This is a genomic window from Sphingopyxis sp. (assembly GCF_035250425.1).
GTDB lineage: Bacteria > Pseudomonadota > Alphaproteobacteria > Sphingomonadales > Sphingomonadaceae > Sphingopyxis.
The window spans coordinates 1-16,652 of the sequence record NZ_DATFFD010000063.1; the positions used below are offsets into that span (position 1 = coordinate 1).

Annotated in this window: 19 protein-coding genes; 9 read left to right on the top strand and 10 right to left on the bottom strand. The window is 65.0% G+C overall.

All coding sequences use genetic code 11. The annotated features are described in order from the left end of the window. The 8 genes from VJ811_RS03805 to VJ811_RS03840 all read right to left on the bottom strand — a co-directional run. A partial coding sequence (locus tag VJ811_RS03805; protein ID WP_324070978.1) for a twin-arginine translocase TatA/TatE family subunit occupies positions 1-121 on the bottom strand: 121 nt, incomplete at its 3' end. A gap of 32 nt (positions 122-153) precedes the next feature. After that, positions 154-390 (bottom strand): twin-arginine translocase TatA/TatE family subunit, encoded by a 237-nt coding sequence (locus VJ811_RS03810; RefSeq protein ID WP_324070950.1) that lies wholly within the window; start codon positions 388-390, stop codon positions 154-156. 25 nt (positions 391-415) lie between these two features. Further along, the gene (gene scpB / locus VJ811_RS03815; protein WP_324070951.1) at positions 416-1,009 is read right to left on the bottom strand and encodes an SMC-Scp complex subunit ScpB; all 594 of its coding nucleotides are present in this window, start codon (positions 1,007-1,009) and stop codon (positions 416-418) included. After that, positions 1,006-1,791 carry a ScpA family protein gene (locus tag VJ811_RS03820; protein WP_324070952.1) on the bottom strand — a complete coding sequence of 262 codons (786 nt, stop codon included), beginning with the start codon at positions 1,789-1,791 and terminating at the stop codon, positions 1,006-1,008. Before VJ811_RS03820 ends, scpB begins: the two co-directional genes overlap by 4 nt. Positions 1,792-1,797: 6 nt before the next feature. After that, positions 1,798-2,805, bottom strand: a complete 1,008-nt coding sequence (nagZ, locus tag VJ811_RS03825) for a beta-N-acetylhexosaminidase (RefSeq protein ID WP_324070953.1) — start codon at positions 2,803-2,805, stop codon at positions 1,798-1,800. A 106-nt stretch (positions 2,806-2,911) separates the two neighbouring features. Further along, a complete protein-coding gene (locus tag VJ811_RS03830) occupies positions 2,912-3,673 on the bottom strand; it encodes an SPOR domain-containing protein (RefSeq protein WP_324070954.1) in 762 nt (253 codons plus the stop codon). Then, positions 3,673-5,400 (bottom strand): arginine--tRNA ligase, encoded by a 1,728-nt coding sequence (gene argS / locus VJ811_RS03835; RefSeq protein ID WP_324070955.1) that lies wholly within the window; start codon positions 5,398-5,400, stop codon positions 3,673-3,675. Before argS ends, VJ811_RS03830 begins: the two co-directional genes overlap by 1 nt. 133 nt (positions 5,401-5,533) lie before the next feature. Beyond that, positions 5,534-6,205 (bottom strand): hypothetical protein, encoded by a 672-nt coding sequence (locus VJ811_RS03840; RefSeq protein ID WP_324070956.1) that lies wholly within the window; start codon positions 6,203-6,205, stop codon positions 5,534-5,536. 174 nt (positions 6,206-6,379) lie between these two features. On the opposite strand from VJ811_RS03840, the gene ispH reads away from it, so the two are divergent. The 3 genes from ispH to rnhA all read left to right on the top strand — a co-directional run bounded on the left by ispH (position 6,380) and on the right by rnhA (position 9,060). Beyond that, on the top strand, positions 6,380-7,360 hold the full coding sequence (gene ispH, locus VJ811_RS03845; RefSeq protein ID WP_324070957.1) for a 4-hydroxy-3-methylbut-2-enyl diphosphate reductase: 981 nt from the start codon (positions 6,380-6,382) through the stop codon (positions 7,358-7,360). Positions 7,361-7,627: 267 nt separating this feature from the next. Continuing rightward, the gene (thrB, locus tag VJ811_RS03850) at positions 7,628-8,590 is read left to right on the top strand and encodes a homoserine kinase (RefSeq protein ID WP_324070958.1); all 963 of its coding nucleotides are present in this window, start codon (positions 7,628-7,630) and stop codon (positions 8,588-8,590) included. Continuing rightward, a complete protein-coding gene (gene rnhA / locus VJ811_RS03855) occupies positions 8,587-9,060 on the top strand; it encodes a ribonuclease HI (protein ID WP_324070959.1) in 474 nt (157 codons plus the stop codon). The genes thrB and rnhA overlap by 4 nt, the downstream gene beginning before the upstream one ends. A gap of 2 nt (positions 9,061-9,062) precedes the next feature. On the opposite strand, the gene VJ811_RS03860 is transcribed toward rnhA, so the two are convergent. Then, positions 9,063-9,239, bottom strand: a complete 177-nt coding sequence (locus VJ811_RS03860) for a YegP family protein (protein ID WP_324070979.1) — start codon at positions 9,237-9,239, stop codon at positions 9,063-9,065. 89 nt (positions 9,240-9,328) lie between these two features. Next, the gene (locus VJ811_RS03865; RefSeq protein ID WP_324070960.1) at positions 9,329-10,459 is read right to left on the bottom strand and encodes an FAD-dependent oxidoreductase; all 1,131 of its coding nucleotides are present in this window, start codon (positions 10,457-10,459) and stop codon (positions 9,329-9,331) included. 97 nt (positions 10,460-10,556) lie between these two features. Here VJ811_RS03865 and VJ811_RS03870 point away from each other — a divergent pair, with 97 nt between their 5' ends. The 6 genes from VJ811_RS03870 to VJ811_RS03895 are packed head-to-tail and all read left to right on the top strand — an operon-like array spanning position 10,557 to position 16,644. Then, positions 10,557-11,039: an A24 family peptidase gene (locus VJ811_RS03870; RefSeq protein WP_324070961.1), complete on the top strand. Its 483-nt coding sequence runs from the start codon at positions 10,557-10,559 to the stop codon at positions 11,037-11,039. 54 nt (positions 11,040-11,093) lie between these two features. Beyond that, positions 11,094-12,137 (top strand): Flp pilus assembly protein CpaB, encoded by a 1,044-nt coding sequence (gene cpaB, locus VJ811_RS03875; protein WP_324070962.1) that lies wholly within the window; start codon positions 11,094-11,096, stop codon positions 12,135-12,137. 1 nt (position 12,138) lies between these two features. Continuing rightward, positions 12,139-13,683 carry a type II and III secretion system protein family protein gene (locus VJ811_RS03880; RefSeq protein ID WP_324070963.1) on the top strand — a complete coding sequence of 515 codons (1,545 nt, stop codon included), beginning with the start codon at positions 12,139-12,141 and terminating at the stop codon, positions 13,681-13,683. 25 nt (positions 13,684-13,708) lie between these two features. Beyond that, positions 13,709-14,350, top strand: coding sequence for a CpaD family pilus assembly protein (locus VJ811_RS03885; protein ID WP_324070964.1), 642 nt, complete (start codon positions 13,709-13,711; stop codon positions 14,348-14,350). Continuing rightward, entirely contained in the window at positions 14,347-15,618 is a 1,272-nt protein-coding gene (locus VJ811_RS03890) for a pilus assembly protein CpaE (RefSeq protein ID WP_324070965.1), read from the top strand. The genes VJ811_RS03885 and VJ811_RS03890 overlap by 4 nt, the downstream gene beginning before the upstream one ends. A gap of 57 nt (positions 15,619-15,675) precedes the next feature. After that, a complete protein-coding gene (locus VJ811_RS03895) occupies positions 15,676-16,644 on the top strand; it encodes a type II secretion system F family protein (RefSeq protein ID WP_324070966.1) in 969 nt (322 codons plus the stop codon). Positions 16,645-16,652 lie beyond the last annotated feature (8 nt).

Consider the following 16,652-nt stretch of genomic DNA (forward strand, 5'->3'; position numbering starts at 1 on the left):
CGCGCGCCTTTGCCATCCATTTGCCGACAAAGCGCATCGCCTTGGGCAGATCCTTGGGGCCGATAACCACCAAGGCCACCACCACGACGAGCAGCAACTCGGTGGGCGCGACGTCAAACATGACCTAAAACTTCCCCCGCAGGCAGACGGCGATCAGAGCTTGTCGTGCTCGGCGGTCGGGGTCGAAATCGGGGTGGCATCGGGCGCGCGCTGGCCCTCGATCTGTTTCGGCGCGGGGGTCGTCGGCGCGTCGTCTTCCGACATGCCCTTCTTGAAGCTTTTGATACCCTTGGCGACATCGCCCATCATGTCCGAAAAACGGCCCTTGCCGAACAGCAGCAGGACGAGAATCCCGACCACAAGCCAGTGCCAGATGCTGAAGCTACCCATCTCAAATTCTCCTTGAGGCCGCTATCTAAGCTTCCTCGCCGTCTTTTACTAGGTCCAGTTCGCCCATCGCTTCCTCGAAAGCGAGATCGACCGGGTCGAGCAGTCCCGCCGCGCGCAAATCCTCGATTCCCGGCAGATCCTTGCGGCTCGTGAGGCCGAAATGTTGCAGGAACGCGTCGGTCGTCTTGTAAATCAGCGGCCGCCCCGGCACCTCGCGCCGCCCCGCGGGCGCGACCCATTCGGCCTCCATCAACACGTCGAGCGTGCCCTTCGAGGTCTGAACGCCGCGGATCGCTTCGATTTCGGCCCGGCTGACGGGCTCGTGATAAGCGACGATGGCAAGCACTTCGGCCGCCGCGCGCGACAATTTGCGCGGATCATCGCGTTCGCGGCGAAGCAGGTGCGCGAGATCGGCAGGTGTCTGGAAATGCCAATGCCCGCCGCGCTCGACGAGTTCGATACCGCTTCCCGCGTGGCGTGCGGCGATCGTCTGAATAATCGCGCGGACCTCGCCCGGCGTCATTTCATCGCCCAGCCTTCCCGCAACCTGCCGCGCGTCGAGCGGCGCATCGCTCGCGAACAGCATCGCCTCTATCGCGCGTTCGAGATCGTCGATCATGCCCGATGCTCCACAATTGCGGCTTTCAAATAAAGAGGTTCGAACGCGCCTTCCTGCTTCAGGTCGACACGCCCCTGCCGCGCGAGTTCGAGCGCGGCGACAAAACTCGACGCGATCGCCGAGCGGCGCAGCGGGCCGTCATAATCGGACGGCAGGAAATCCGACAGTTCGGCCCAATCGAGTTTTACGCCGATCATCCGCTGGAGATGATGAAGCGCGGCATCGAGCGTGACCACGGGACGGCGCGAAACCATGTGAACGACGGGTTCGGACCGAAGCTTGACCTGCCCATAGGCCGACAACAGATCGTAAAGGCTGGCGTCCCATCGCCGCACCTTGATGTCGCGGAGCCCCTCGGGCTTTGCGCGGAGGAAGACGTCGCGACCGACGCGGTCGCGCGCGAGCAGCCGCGCCGCGGCTTCGCGCATCGCCGCCAGCCGCTGCAACCGCAATTGCAGGCGCAGCGCCAGTTCATCGGGCGACGGATCCTCGAGCGGGTTCTTCGGAAGCAGCAGCGCCGACTTAAGATAGGCAAGCCACGCCGCCATGACGAGATAGTCGGCCGCGACCTCGAGCTTCAGCTCGCGCGCCTCGGCGATGAAGGTCAGATATTGCTCGACCAGCCCCAGGATCGAAATCTGCTTGAGGTCGACCTTCTGGCTGCGCGCGAGCGTGAGCAAAAGATCGAGCGGGCCTTCCCAGCTTTCGAACGAAAGCTGCAACGCATCGTCGCGCTCGGGCGCTGCCGGTACGATTTCGAAATCGAGCGGCAATTCCTCCATCGGCGATCAGGCCATCGCCAGCAGCGCGTCGCGCTGATCGACAAGCGTCGCGAATTCGCGCGCATCGCTGTCACCCGAAATCCGGTCCATCGCACCTTCGAGGCGCGCCCGCGACACGGTGCTGATCGGACCCAGCGCATTGGCGATGCCGACCATATCGTCCATCTTCGCCCAGCAATTGAGTGCGATGTCACATCCTGCGGCGATTGCGTCGGCGGCGCGCGACGGCACATCGCCCGACAGGGCTTTCATGTCGAGATCGTCGGTCATCAGCAGGCCGTGGAACCCGATCCGCTGGCGAATGACGCTGTCGATGACGACCGGCGACAGCGTCGCGGGCCGGTCGGGATCCCATGCTTCAAAGATCACATGACAGGTCATCGCCATCGCCGCATCGCGGAGCGCCGCAAAGGGTGCGAGATCGGTCTGGAGATCGCGGTCGGACGCGGTGACGGTCGGCAACGCCTCATGCGTGTCGAGCAAAGCGCGGCCGTGGCCCGGTATATGCTTGACGATGCCGACGACGCCGCCGGCCTGCAATCCGCCGAGGATCGCGCGGCCCAGCGCGGCAACGCGCATCGGCTCGCTGCCGAGCGCGCGGTCGCCGATGACATCGCTCGCGCCCGGCTGCCGCACGTCGAGCAGCGGGAGGCAGTCGACGGTGATGCCGACCTCGGACAGCATGGCGGCGAGCGCCATCGCGTTCAGCCGCGCCGCCTCGATCGCGCTCGCGGGGGCGCGGTCGTACAGCGCATCGAATGCCGCGCCGCTCGGGAAAAGCGGCCATTCGGGCGACCGCATGCGCGCAACGCGCCCGCCCTCCTGATCGATCAGGATCGGCAGATTGGCACGCCCGTCGAGATTGCGTAGCTCGTCCGTCAGCCGCCGCAACTGCTCGCGGTTTTCGATGTTGCGGCCGAACAGGATATAGCCCGCGGGATCGCTGTCGCGAAAGAAGGCGCGCTCGTCGTCGGTGAGGATCAGGCCCGACAGGCCGAAAATTGCCGGTATCATCGTGCATCAAACTCCATCGATCGCCGCCCTCTCAGGCGATGACCAAGGGCAACCATGCCATGGCGGCGGATTTGCACCAACAGAGTCTGCGGCCAAGCGGGCCGAATCAGCGAACGACGACGCAATTTTCACCGGCGACGCGCAATTTTCCGCACAAATTCGCGGCGTTGGCCGCCGTTCCCGCCGATACCCGCAGGCGATAAACCGTACCGTCACCGACTTTCGCGGGCGAAACCGATTTGTTGAGTTCGGCGAGATAGGCGAAGCGCTTCGACAGGTTCGTCCATGCCTTCGCCGCCGCGGCGTCGCTGCTGAAGGCGCCGAGCTGGATCATTGCCGCGCCCGATGCCGGAGAGGCCTTGGGAGCGCCGACGGTCTTCACCGCGGCGGGCTTGACCTTGTCCGCCGGCGCCGCCTTGGTAGCCGCGGCTTTCGTTGCAGCGGCCTTGTCCGCCGCGACCTTCTTTGCCGCCGCTTCGCGTTCCTCGGGCGTCACCGCGGGCTCTTCGGGCATACGCGTCGGATCGACCTTGCCCGCCGGCTCGGCGCCTTCGCTGGCGGAGAAGCTGGCATCGCCTTCGCCCTCGAACGCCTTGGCGCCGTCATTCTTGGGCGCGACCTTATAGTCGCCCTCCTGCGCCGCGATCAGTTCGCCCTTGCCGCGCGCGCCGCCATTCTGGACCCACCACAGACCGCCGAGAACCACGCCGATCAGCAAGAGCCCGCCGAGCACCATCACGAGCAGGCGCGCCGGCGAAACTTCGCCATCTTCCTCGAACCCGTCGGCGGCTTCGAGCCAGGGCAGCCGGTCCTCGTCTTCGAAACCGAGACCCGCGTCCCCCTGTTCTGCATTTTTGTCGCCGGTCATCAGTTCATCTCCTCGAGCGCCTCTACCCCCATCAGGGACAGCCCGTTACGGATGACTTGCCCGATTCCGTCGGTCAAATAAAGGCGCGTCGCGGTCAATTCGGGGTCATTGTCGAGAACGATGCGCAAGCCAGGGTCGTCGTTGCCCAGATTATACCAAGCGTGGAACGCCGCGGCGACGTCGGCAAGGTAGAAGGCGACCCGGTGCGGCTCGCGCGCCGACGCCGCGGCTTCGACGATCCGCGGGAACTGCGCCAGCAGCTTCACAAGCCCCAGCTCATGCGTATTGAGGCGCGCAGGCGCGGGTGCGGGCAGCGCGATCCCGGCATCGGCGGCCTTTTTGCGCAACCGCGAAATCCGGGCATTGGCATATTGCAAATACCAGACGGGATTATCGCGCGACGCCTCGACGACCTTGGCAAAGTCGAAATCCATCTGCGCGTCGGCTTTCCGCGTGAGCATCGTGAAGCGCACCGCATCCTTGCCGACCTCGTCGACGACATCGGCGAGCGTCACGAAATTGCCCGCGCGCTTCGACATTTTGAACGGCTCGCCATTTTTCAGCAGCCGCACCATCTGCACCAGTTTGACGTCGAAACGCGTTTTGCCGCCGGTCAGCGCCGCGACCGCAGCCTTGATCCGCTTGACCGTCCCGGCGTGGTCGGCACCCCAAATGTCGATCAGCTCGTCGGCATTCTGGCTCTTCTGGAAATGATAGGCGAGGTCGGCGCCGAAATAGGTCCAGCTGCCGTCCGATTTCTTGATCGGGCGGTCCTGATCGTCGCCGAACTGCGTCGAGCGGAACAGCGGCAATTCGACCGGTTCCCAATCCTCGGGAGTTTCGCCCTTCGGCGCCTCGAGCTGGCCATCGTAGACGAGATCATGGTCGCGCAGCCATTTTTCGGCCGCCGCCGGTTTGCCCTCGGCCTGCAATTCGGCCTCCGACGAGAAAAGGTCGTGATGGATACCGAGCTTGGCGAGGTCGGCGCGGATCATGTCCATCATCGCGCTGACGGCTTCGGCGCGGAACAGGCCGAGCCACGCGCTTTCGGGCGCCCCGACGAAGCGGTCGCCATATTCGACCGCGAGCTTGCCGGCGATTGGCATCAGGTAATCGCCCGGATACAGCCCCTCGGGGATCGCGCCGACGTCCTCGCCGAGCGCTTCGCGATACCGCATATGCACCGAGCGCGCGAGCACGTCGACCTGCGCGCCCGCGTCGTTGACATAATATTCGCGGATCACTTCGTGCCCGGCATATTCGAGCAGTGCCGCGAGCGCATCGCCGACGACCGCACCGCGGCAATGGCCGACGTGCATCGGGCCGGTCGGGTTCGCCGAGACATATTCGACGTTGACGCGCCGCCCCTGCCCCATCGTCGAACGGCCATAGTCGCCGCCCTCGCTGAAGATCAGCGCGAGTTCGTCGCGCCAGCTGTCATCGACGAGACGCAGGTTGATGAAGCCCGGTCCAGCGACGCTCGCCTCGGTCACTTCACCCAGCGCGCCGAGTTCGGCGACGAGCAGATCGGCGAGCGCGCGCGGGTTCATGCCCGCGGGCTTCGCCAGCACCATCGCGGCGTTGGTCGCGACGTCGCCATGTGCCGGGTCGCGCGGCGGCTCGACGCTGATCGCGCTACGGTCGAGACCGGCCGGCAGGGCATCGCGGGCGGCAAGCGCATCGAGCGCGGCGCCGATATGGTCGGAAAAGCGGCTGAACAGGGTCACGGGGCTGGCCTATCTACGATCAGGAAAGTCTTGCGCGCGCCCTATAACAGCTGGGCGGGCGCGAAAAGCCCCGCGTCGCCGATCGGCGCGCGGGGCGTGAAGATGCGAACGGCGCCGCAGCGCCGCCGCGGTCCTATCGTCGGACGTTATATTCGAGCTGTTCCTGCGTCAGCTGGAAGCCGACGAGCAGTTCGAAGCTCGCGCGCTGCACCGCGGCGCGTACTTCGGGAAGGCTCAGCGGATCGACCGCGGCGTCCTGATCGCCAGCCTTGCGCTTGCGCGTGATGCGTTCCTGGATGTCGGCCGGCAGCGTCGCGGCGGCGCGGTCGACATAGGCCGAAGCCTGCGCACGGCCGGTGCCGCGCACCTGCCCCTCGGCAAAGGTCAACGCGACATTGCCTAACCGCTTGGCGACAACCGCGGTCCCGCCCTGAAGGACGGTAGCGTAATAGGGAAGCGTCACGGTGCGCGCCGGTCCGGCGTCGCGGCGCGTCGCGACGACGTCGAAGCTCGCGAGCTGGTAGACCTTCTCGGCGGCATCGTTGCACGCCGGCGTGACGTTGGTGATCGCGGCGACGACATCGACGGCGCGCGCGTCGCGGCTCGTCGCGGGATCGAACAGCGTGATGTCGCCGGTGTGCAGCGGCACCGCGACCGCGGGACATGCGCTCCGCGTCGAGGTGATGCCGACGCCGCCGGCGAGATCGATTTCATTGTCCTTCGCGCAGCCCGCCACCATCGCCATGGCCGCCGTACCGCACAGCACGGTCAGGAACTTACGGGACGGAAACGAAATGGACATCATGATAAACGGGCTTTCCAAACAGGCGCTTTGACAGGCGTCGGGACAGTTGATCCCGCTTCATGCGCGCCGCTTCTTATCGGTGCGATGAACGCGGCGCAACAAAGAGAACAAGAATGAGAACGGGGACGAAGCGGCTTTACCCCGGATGGCTTGCTGCGCTAGAGCGCGCGCATCATGAACGCTCCCCATCCGATGACGCAAGCTGAAGGCAGCGAAGCGGCAGAACTCAAGGTTTTGATCGCGGCGCCGCGTGGTTTCTGCGCCGGGGTCGACCGCGCGATCCGCATCGTCGAACTGGCGCTGCAGAAATATGACGCGCCGGTCTTTGTCCGGCATGAAATCGTCCACAACCGCTATGTCGTCGACTCCTTGAAGGCAAAGGGCGCGGTTTTTGTCGAATCGCTCGACCAGGTTCCCGATGGCGTGCCCGTGGTGTTCAGCGCGCACGGCGTGCCCAAGGCGGTGCCGGCGAAAGCCGAAATGCGCGGGCTCGACTATATCGACGCGACCTGCCCGCTGGTATCGAAAGTGCATCGCCAGGCCGAGCGCGCGCACGGGATGGGACGTCATATCGTCTTTGTCGGCCACGCCGGCCATCCCGAGGTCATCGGTACGCTGGGTCAATTGCCCGAGGGCGCGATGACGCTGGTCGAATCGGTCGACGACGTCGCGGCTCTGTCGCCGCCCGATCCCGATATGCTGTCCTTCCTGACCCAAACGACGCTGTCGGTCGACGACACGCGCGACATCATCGCGGCGCTCCAACACCGTTTTCCGGCGATCACCGGACCGCGCGGCGAGGATATCTGTTACGCGACCTCGAACCGCCAGGATGCGGTGAAGGCAATCGCCGGGCAATGCGACCGCATGATCGTGATCGGTGCGCCCAACAGCTCGAACAGCCTGCGCCTGGTCGAGGTTGCCGAACGGCTCGGCACCCCGGCGCATCTCGTCCAGCGCGGCACGGACATCGATCCTGCGTGGCTGCACGACATCGATACGCTCGGGATCACCGCCGGTGCGAGCGCTCCGGAAACATTGGTCCGCGAAGTGATCGACGCCGTCGCGTCGGTTCGCACCATTATCGAACATGTGGTGGTCACCGCCGAGGAGGATATGGTGTTCAAACTGCCGCGCGGGCTCGAAGCGGCATAGGGTCAAAGTCCGTGCATGACGCAGCCGAGGTTTGAAGCGATTTTGTTCAGGGCAAGGAAGCGAGACGTAGGCATATGGGTATATTCCAAGGCTCGCTGACGCAGCCATGGACAAAATCGGTCAAATCCCGGAGGGACGTCGAAATGGCTTCGATCTCGTCTCCGCGTGGCCTTGCCGATGGAGCCACCATCTGCGGCGGCCACCCGAAGCCGAGATCTTCGCCATTTCGACGCCTTGGCCGCGTCATGCACGGACTTTGACCCTGCGATGGCGGTCTATACGCACGTCGAACCCGACGATCTTGCCGCCCTTGTCGCCCGATACGACATCGGCACCGTCGTGTCGTGCAAGGGTATCGCCGAGGGCGTCGAGAACAGCAATTTCCTGCTCGAAACGACGGGCGGCCGCTTCATCCTGACGCTTTACGAAAAGCGGGTGCGCGAAGGCGACCTGCCCTTCTTCGTCGACCTGCTCAACCATCTCACCAGCCAGGGCTGCCCGGTCCCGGCGATGATCCGCGACCGGAGCGGCGTCGCGATCCAGCAAATCTCGGGCCGCGCGGCGTGCGTCATCCAGTTCCTGCCCGGCATCTCGCTGACCCAGCCCACCCCGGCCCAATGCGAAGCGGCGGGCGCCGCGCTCGGCGCGATGCACCGCGCGCTCGAGGACTATACGGGTGCGCGCGAAAACAGCATGGGTCATGCGCATTGGCGCGCCGTTGCCGAAGCGACCGGCGATCTCGACGCGGTGTTGCCGGGGCTTCAGTCGATCGTCGACCGGGAATTGGCGTATCTCGATGCTCATTGGCCGAGCGACCTGCCCGCGCATGTCATCCACGCCGACCTGTTTCCCGACAATGTGTTGATGCTCGGTGACCGGGTCACGGGCCTGATCGACTTCTATTTCGCCGCGAGCGACTTCCGCGCTTACGATCTTGTCATCACGCACGCATCCTGGGCCTTTTCCGCCGACGGCAAATATTGCGACCCCGCGCGCGCGGAAGCCTTGATGCGCGGTTATGCAGGCGAAATCACGCTATCGGACGCCGAAGTCGCCGCGCTGCCGCTGCTGGCGCGCGGCGCGGCGCTGCGCTTCCTGCTCACGCGCGCGCACGACTGGGTGCATACGCCCGCCGACGCGCTCGTCACGCGCAAGGATCCCTCGCCCTTCCTCGCTCGTTTGCAGCGCTACAGCGCGCCCGACGCCGCCAGCCTGTTCGCCGTCGCATGACCGAGAGTACCGGCAAGACCGTGATTGTCGCCACCGACGGCGCGTGCAAGGGCAACCCCGGCCCCGGCGGCTGGGGCGCCGTGCTGCGCTGGGGCGACGTGGTGAAGAAGCTGTCGGGCGGCGAACCCGATACCACGAACAACCGCATGGAATTGATGGCGGCGATCGAGGCGCTCGCCGCGCTCAAGCGCAGTTGCAACGTCGAGCTGTCGACCGACAGCGTCTATGTCCGCGACGGCATCACCAAATGGATTTTCGGCTGGCAAAAGAACGGCTGGAAAACCGCGGCGAAAAAGCCCGTCGCCAATGCCGACCTGTGGCAGCGGCTGGTCAAGGAAAACGCGCGGCACAAGGTCGAGTGGATCTGGGTCAAGGGCCATGCGGGCCACGGCGACAATGAACTGGCCGACCAACTGGCGAGCGACGCAGCCCTCGAAGTCGCGCGGGCGCGCAGGGCACCCGCGCGCTAAGACTATTCGGTTTCGCGCACTTCTGCGGTGGGTCCGTTCTTCAGGATTGAGTCGATGGCATTCTGTGCGGAGGCCTTGCTGCTATAGCCCTCGGTCCAGAAGATGGGTTCGCTATTATATTTGAAGTAGGCGACAAATTCGCCGGCCTTGTTCTTCTTGATCTCGAAATAATGGGCCATGCCATCCTCCATGGGTCGGGCCATGCCGGGGGTGACACAGCCAAGCCCATGTTAATGCGGTCGTTTCGCTGCGCAAGCGGTCAGATGGTTCAAGCGAAGCGCGACGGCGCGAAGGGCGTCGGATCGACGCGGCCGATGGCGCCGACGGGCGGTGGGGCGCCCAGCTCGGCCGCAAGCAAGGCGGCGACCGCCGGCGCGGTCTGAATGCCGAAGCCGCCCTGCCCCGCACACCAGATGAACGCGCGCTCATGCCGATCGGCGCCGAATACCGGGATGCGATCGGGCGCAAAGCTGCGCAGCCCCGCCCATTTGCGCTCGACCGCGACGACCGGCCAGTCGACCACCGACTGCATCCGGTCGATCGCAAGCGCGACGTCCAGTTCCTCCGGTGCCGCGTCGTGGGGTGCGGTCGGCGTCTCATCGTGCGGGGTCAGCCAGACGCGCCCCTCGCTCTGACCCTTGAAATAGAATTCGCCGCCGACGTGGATGACGAGCGGAAGGTCGGCGGGAACCGGAACGCCCAGCCGGACCTGCATCACCGTGCGGCGATAGGGCTGGATGCCGACCGGCGCGATGCCGCACGCGGCGGCGACCTCGTCCGCCCATGCCCCGGCGGCGTTGACGATCAGCGCCGCGCGGACCCGTCCGCTGCCCAGTTCGACGTCCCAGCCGTCGCTGACACGGCGTGCCTGCCGCAATGGCGCGCGCGTGACCAATGTTGCGCCGGCGCGCTTTGCCGCGCGAAGATAGGCCGCATGCAGGCCGCCGACATCGATGTCGCGGCACGCCGCCTCATAGGCGGCCTCGCTCCATTCGGGGCGGAGGCCCGGAACCATGCGGGAAACCGCCTCGCCCGATATTCTTGCGACATCGACGCCCTGCGCCGCGAATTCGGCGGCGAAAGCGTCGACCGCGACGGCCTCGGACCGCTGGCCCAGCGTCAATGCCCCGCGCGGCGACAAGAAGCCATGATCCGAAAATTCGGGCGGCGGGCTGTTCAACGCCTCCAGCGAAGCGTGGGTCAGCGGTTGCACCCCCACGCCGCCGTAGCTTTCGTGCCAGAAGGCGGCTGACCGGCCCGTCGCGTGATAGCCCGGAACATCCTCGGCCTCGGCCAGCAGGACGCGGCGCCAGGGGGCCAGCGCCGCCGCGAGGCTTGCACCGGCGATCCCGGCGCCGACAATCAGCACATCGGTGGCGGAAGGCGGCGCGTCGGTCATGCCCCGCCGCATATCGGCTGGCCCGCGGAATGCAAGCTGCGGCGTCCCTGCCGACATGGTTACGCTTTGGTAAGCCATGTTGCCTAGGAGAAAACCGATGGATAACGGCACGATCACACTTGGCTTGATGGCTGTTCTCGGCCTACTGATGATTGCCGCGGCGATCAGCGACGTCCGATCGCGGACCATCTCCAACGAGCTCAACGCTGCGATGGCGCTGCTCGCCATCCCCTTCTGGATCGCGAGCGGCGTTGCGCTCTGGCCCGATGTGCCGCTGCAGTTCAGCGCCGCCTTCGCGGTCTTTCTCGTCTTTGCCGGCCTGTTCGCGATCGGCGCGATGGGCGGCGGCGATGTCAAGATGATCGGCGCGGTGATGCTCTGGATCCCGCTCCCGCTGTTCATGCCGACCCTGATGGTCATGGCCATCGGGGGCGGCATCCTGTCGGCCGCGATGCTTATCCATATGAAATTACGCCCTTCGGACAAGCCGGTCGAGGTCCCTTATGGGGTTGCTATCGCCGCGGCGGGCCTTTGGGCGCTTCACCAACAATATCTTAACCAGTTTCAGGCTATCGGATGACCTGAGGGAAAAGCACGACCGTCTCTGGTGGGTGCAGGAGGGCGACAACTCGTCATGGATACGCGAAAGATTATGCTGATCGTCGGCGCGCTAGTGATTGCCATCGGCGCAGCGTTCGGGGTCAACCAGATGATGCGCGGAGCAGCGGCGCCGCAAGCGCGTGCAGCCGCGGCACCGGAAATTACCGGTCCGATGATCCTTGTCGCGACGCGGCAGCTGCCCGTCGGCACGATTATCGGCCCGGATAGCTTCCGCTTCCAGCCCTGGCCAAAGGAATTGGTCGAAAAGGCCTATTTCATGAAGGACAAGACCGACGTGAACACGTTGGTCGGCACCGTTGTGCGCTATCCGATCACGGCGGGCCAGCCGCTGACGCAGGGCGCGCTGGTTCATCCCGACGATCGCGGCTTCCTCGCCGCGGCGCTTGGCCCGGGCATGCGTGCCGTCACGGTCAAGGTGTCACAGGAGCAAGGCGTTGCCGGTTTCGTCTTTCCTGGCGACCGCGTCGATGTGGTGCTGGCGCAGACGATCTCGGTCGAGGAAGGCAGCAGCTATCCCGACAAGCAAATTTTCACCGCCGAGACGATCGTGCGCAACGTCCGCATATTGGCAACCGACCAGCGCTTTGATGCCGAAGATGAAACGGGGAAGACCCCGGTTCGTACCTTCGGCTCGGTAACGCTCGAAGCCACGCCGGAAATCGCCGAGAAGATCGCGGTCGCGCAGGACATGGGCAAATTGTCGCTCGCCCTGCGTCCGCTGGCCGAAAGCGCCGGCGAACTCGATGCCGCGATCGCATCGGGCGAAGTCAATGTCCCGGCCACGGGCGGGGCGAGTGCAGAAAAGAAGATGCTGGCCGAAGTCGCCGCGCGTCCGACCGCCAGCCGCTCGTCGGCGACCACGGGCGGCGACGTGTCGCGCTTCTGGATCCCGGTGCGCGGCCGCGTGACGGCCCCGCGGACGCCGCAGCCAGCAGCAGTGAACAACAGCGGCTCGACGCAGTCTTATGGGGGACGCTCGGTGTCCGTTCCGACCGGTCCGGTCGTGCGCGTGACCCGCGGCGACAAGATGACCGAAGTTCCGGTTGGGGGTAAGTAAGATGAACAGCACAGCCAAATTCAAGGCGGCGGCCCTGGCCCGCACCCTGGCCATCGGCCTGGTGGCAGCCACGCTGGCAGCGGCACCTTCGGCGCCCGCCATCGCCCAGGCGGTCCAGAACGCCAGCAGCAGCATCGAACTCTCGGTGGGCCGCGGCCGCCTGGTCAGCCTTCCCGCCTCGATGTCCGACGTCTTTGTCGCCAATGATGAGGTCGCCGACGTCCAGGTTCGTTCGGGCCGCCAGCTCTATATCTTTGGCAAGAAGCCGGGCGAAACCAGCATCTATGCCACCGACGCCAGCGGCCGTGTCGTTTTCTCGACCGTCGCCCGCGTCGGCAACAATATCGAGACGATCGACCAGATGCTGTCGCTCGCAATGCCGGATGCCAGCATTTCGGCCAACCCGATGAACGGCTTTGTGCTGCTCACCGGGACGGTGAAATCGCCCGACGACGCCGCCGAGGCCGAACGGCTGGTGCAGGCCTTTGTCGGCGAGCAGACCAAGGTTCTCTCGCGCCTGCGCACGGCCACGCCGTTGCAGGTCAATCTGCAGGTTCGCATCGCCGAAGTGAACCGCTCGCTGGTCAAGGAAATCAGCGGCAACGTTCTGACGCGCGATACGACGGGCGGTTTCCTGGCCGGCGTCTTCGGCGGGCGGAACCCCGGCACGATTACCGATATTCCTGCGCCGACCGCCGTGTTCCCGGGCAGTCCGGCGCCCCGCCCCTACAACCCTGTCACTGGCCAGCCGATCAATTCTCAGTTCCTCGGCACCTCCTATCAGGTCACCACGCCCGCGGGAACGCGGAGCCTTGCCGGTGCCGGTCGCCTGTTCGGCCTCGACCTGATCGCCTCGCTCGACATCGGCGAACGCTCGGGTCTCGTTGCGACGCTGGCGCAGCCCAATTTGACCGCGATTTCGGGCGAAACGGCCGATTTCCTGGCGGGCGGCGAATTCCCGGTGCCGATCCCCGGCAACTTCGCCGGCACGACGATCGAATATCGCAAGTACGGCGTCAGCCTGGCCTATACGCCGACGGTATTGTCGAACGGCCGGATCAGCCTGCGCGTCCGTCCCGAAGTGTCGGAACTGTCGACCGAAGGCGCGATCGAAATGCAGGGCTTCCAGGTTCCCGCGCTGACGATCCGCCGCGCCGAAACGACGGTCGAACTGGGATCGGGCGAAAGCTTCATGATCGCAGGCCTTTTGAACAATCGCTCGATCGGCGCGATCGACAAGATTCCCGGTCTCGGCGACGTGCCGGTGCTGGGCACGCTGTTCAAATCGGACAGCTTCCGCCGCGGTGAAACCGAACTGGTCATCGTCGTGACGCCCTATCTGGTCCAGCCGGTGTCGGCGAACGACATCAAGCTGCCGACCGATGCCTATCAGGACGCAAACGACCTGCAGCGATTGTTGCTCAACCAGACGAGCAACGGCGTGACCGGCGGCGATCGTCCCAAGCCGCGGCTCGACACCAGTGTCGGAGACGCCGACCGTCCGCGGGGCAGCGGCGATGCGTCGCCCGGCTTCGGCATCAAGTGACGCGCTGGATTTCAGGAGCAAAGTGATGAAGAAAATCGCAACTTGGACGGTCCTGGCTCTGGCGACGACGCTCGCCGGCTGCACCGGCGCCGCGCACAGCAACCACAGCCTGGAATCGGTGCACCAGCCCGTCGTGCGCAACGCCATCTATCAATTCGATGTCGCGGCGACGAACGGCGAACTGCCGCCGAGCGAACAGGGCCGCCTGCAAGGCTGGCTCGACGCAATGGGTGTCCGTTACGGCGATCGCGTCGCGATCGAGGACGCATCGTTTTATGGTGCGACTTCGGCGCAGGCGACCGTCCGGTCGATGGTCGAACGCCGCGGCTTGCTGCTCAGCAATGACGTTCCGGTGACAACAGGTGCGGTGCCCGAGGGCCATGTGCGGGTCATCGTGACGCGCGCTTCGGCTTCGGTGCCGGGCTGCCCCAACTGGGACAGCAAGTCGTCGATTAATCCGACCAACGCGACATCGTCCAATTATGGCTGCGCAACGAACAGCAACCTTGCCGCGATGGTCGCCGATCCGAACGACCTGATCAAGGGCGCCAGCAACACGGCCAGCGATCCGGCAGCAGCGACGCGCGCGATCCAGACCTATCGTACCAAACCCCAAACCGGTGCCGGCGAATTGACCAAGGCACCTACCAGCGGAGGCGGCAAGTGAACGCTCCTTTCAAATCAGCAGGCCTGCGCGACCCCTTCAACGCCTTCGTCTGCGACGACGATACGCTGGATCTGATCCGCGCGGCGGCGGGCGACATGGGCTGGCCGATCGAGAAATGTAACAAGGGCGGCCTGCGCAATGCCGTGCAGTCGCTCTCGGTTTCCGCCAGCCCGAACATCCTGTTCGTCGACATGTCGGAATCGGGAGATCCGATCAACGACATCAACGCACTGGCCGAAGTGTGCGAGCCGGGCACGGTCGTGATCGCCGCGGGCCAGGTGAACGACGTTCGCCTGTACCGCGACCTTCTGTCCAGCGGCATCCAGGATTATCTGCTGAAACCGCTGTCGCTCGACCAGGTCCGCGAATCGCTGACCATGGCACAGGCCATGCTATCGGCGCCGAAACACGCGGACATGCACGACGACAAGCCGCATCACATGATGGGCGTTGTCGGTGTGCGCGGCGGCGTCGGTGCGTCGCTGGTGGCGACCTCGCTCGCCTGGGCGGTCAGCGAACAGGCGGGCCGTCAGACGGCGCTGCTCGATCTCGACATCCATTTCGGTACGGGCGCGCTGACGCTCGACCTCGAACCGGGACGCGGCCTGATCGACGCGATCGACAATCCCAGCCGCATCGACGGGCTGTTCATCGAACGCGCGATGGTGCGCGCGTCGGATAAGCTTAGCCTGCTGTCGGCCGAAGCGCCGATCCATCAGCCGGTGATGACCGACGGTTCGGCCTTTTTCCAGCTGGAAGAAGAGCTGCGCTCCGCCTTCGAGATGACGATCGTCGACATCCCGCGGCAGGTGCTGATCCCCTTCCCGCACCTCGTGTCGGAAGCGGGCACGATCCTGCTCGTCAGCGATGTGACGCTCGCCGCGGCGCGCGACACGATCCGCCTCTTGTCCTGGTTCAAGCAGAACATCCCCGGCGCGCGCGTCATACTCGTCGCGAACAAGTTCCAGAACGCCATCGGCGAGCTGTCGCGCAAGGAATTCGAATCGTCGATCGAACGACCGATCGACATCGTCATCCCGTTCGACCCGAAGCTGGTCGCCCAATCGGCAAAGCTCGGAAAATCCTATGCCGAAACCTGCAAGGGCACCAAGTCGGCGCAGGTGTGGAGCAACCTGATGCGCCTCATCCTCGACGGCGCCGATGTCGAAGCCGAGGAAGCGCAGATTGTCGCCGCAAAGAGCAAATCGGGCGGCTCGCTGCTCGGCAAGCTTGGCCTGGCCAAAAAGGGCGTGAAACAGGCGGCGTGACGGCGCGCCTGACGGGCCGTCACTACCTCCAGCGATAGAAGCGGACATCAGCTGACCATGAATCTGCCAGTCATCCTTATCATCGCGGGGGCTCTTTTGGCCTTTGCCATCCTCGTGGTCCTGCTTGGCGGGCCTTCGTCCGGTAAGGCAAAGGCGCGGCGGCTGGCGATGGTGAAAGACCGCCACGCGGCCTCGACCGAAGCGGTGGTGGCGGCGCAGATGCGCAAGACGATCCAGTCGGGCCGCAAGGGCGATTCATCGCTGGTCGCTTTGCTGCCGCGCCGGGACGAACTGGAAAAGCGCATCCGCCGGACCGGCAAGGCCTGGACACTGACGCAATATATGTTCGCGTCGATGATCGTGTTCGTCGTGGCAACCGGCGGCATGCTTATCGTGCGCGCGCCGTTCCTGATGGCCGGGCTGGTTGGATTGCTCCTCGGGCTCGGCTTGCCATATCTGGTCATCGGCATCACGATCAAAAGGCGCGTCACGGCATTCAACGCCCGCTTTCCCGATGCCATCGACCTGCTGGTACGCGGCCTGAAATCCGGCCTGCCGGTCACCGAAACCTTCCAGGTGGTGAGCCAGGAACTCCCCGGGCCGGTCGGCGAGGAATTCAAGGGCGTCATCGAACGCATCCGTATCGGCAACACGATGGAAGCGGCGTTGCAGGAATCGGCCGAAATGCTCGGCACGCCCGAATTCCAATTCTTCTGCATCACGATCCAGATCCAGCGCGAAACGGGCGGCAATTTGGCGGAAACGCTGGCCAACCTGTCCGACGTTCTGCGCAAGCGCGCGCAAATGAAGCTTAAAATCCGCGCGATGTCGTCCGAAGCGAAAGCTTCCGCCTATATCGTCGGCGCATTGCCCTTCTTTGTGTTCGGCGTCGTCTGGTCAGTGAACCCCGGCTATCTGGCAGGCTTTTTTGTCGAAGAACGCCTCATCATTGCGGGGATAGGCGGCCTGATCTGGATGAGCATCGGCGCCGGCATCATGGCCAAAATGGTCAACTTCGAAATCTAAGGGCGGCA